The 1,253-nt window shown below is 62.1% G+C and carries 1 protein-coding gene; it reads right to left on the bottom strand.

The features are described from left to right. Nucleotides 1-26 precede the first annotated feature (26 nt). A protein-coding gene (locus tag GGQ68_RS24065; protein ID WP_246429544.1) for an IS3 family transposase occupies nt 27-1,186 on the bottom strand; the annotation gives its coding sequence in 2 pieces (ribosomal slippage) (nt 27-937 and nt 937-1,186; 1,161 coding nt in all). Between the last annotated feature and the right edge of the window lie 67 nt (nt 1,187-1,253).

The raw sequence follows: 1,253 nt of genomic DNA on the forward strand, positions 1-1,253 counted from the left end.
TGACCTGCCCCCTTCTGGTCCCTCACTTATAACGAGAGTCTGCAGGTTGGGTTTGGGTATTCGGCTTCGCCGTCTGGCGCAAGCGCGCCGGGCGCGGAGCCGTCAAATTGCTCAAGCGCCCGGCGCGCTTGCTGCGGTGTCTGGTTGGCCAGGGACGAGTGCGGCCTGACCGTGTTGTAGTCGTAGCGCCACAAGGCCAGCTTCCGACGTGCGTCGCCCAGGCTGTCGAAGATCTCCTCGTTGAGCAGTTCGTCTCTGAGGCTGCCGTTGAAGCTTTCGATGAAGGCATTCTGCTGGGGCTTGCCCGGATCGATGTAGTGCCACGGCACCTCGTTCTCGTCGGCCCATTTCAGGATGGCCCGACTGGTGAACTCGGTCCCATTATCGCTGACTATGCAGCCGGGCTTGCCGTAGATCCGGATCAGGGCGCTGAGCTCCCTGGCAACCCGTGCGCCGGACAGACTGGTGTCCGCGACGAGGCACAGGCATTCGCGGGTGCAGTCATCGATCACCGCCAAGATCCGGAACTTCCGCGAAGCACCGAAGCTGTCAGACACGAAGTCCAACGACCAGCGCGCGTTGACGCTGGCAGCGGCTGGCATTGGTGTCCTCGTCCCGCGCGCCCGTTTCCGGCCACGTCGTCGCTTCACGGACAAACCCTCTTCTCGGTAAATCCGGTAAAGCTTCTTGTGGTTCATGATCATGCCCGTGCGTTCCAGCAGCACGCCGATCCGACGATAGCCGAACCGACGTCGCTTGCCGGCGATCTCCTGCATCTCCTTGCGGATCTCGGCACAGTCCCGCGGGCGTTCACGCCGGACTGTCTTTGGATCGACACCGATCAGCCTGCAGGCCCGGCGCTGCGAGATGTCATGATCCCGCATCGCCCGGAGCGCCGCGTCTCGCCGCTTGGTCAATGTCGTCAGCTCTTTCCCAGCAGGTCTTTCAACACGACGTTGTCCAGCATGGTATCCGCCAGCAGGCGCTTCAGCTTGGCATTCTCGTCCTCAAGGGCCTTTAGCCTCGCAGCCTCGGACACCTCCATGCCGCCATACTTGGCTTTCAGCTTGTAGAACGTCGCCGGGCTGAGACCATGCCTGCGGCAAACCTCAGATGTCGGCATGCCCGCCTCCTGCTCCTTGATCATCCCGATTATCTGCGCCTCGGTGAAACGGCTCTTTCGCAAGTGTCTGCTCCTTCAGTGTTGGCGCAGACTCTACATCACGGTGAGGGATCTCGCGGGGGGCAGGTCA

Source organism: Sagittula marina, from assembly GCF_014196795.1.
Taxonomy (GTDB): domain Bacteria; phylum Pseudomonadota; class Alphaproteobacteria; order Rhodobacterales; family Rhodobacteraceae; genus Sagittula; species Sagittula marina.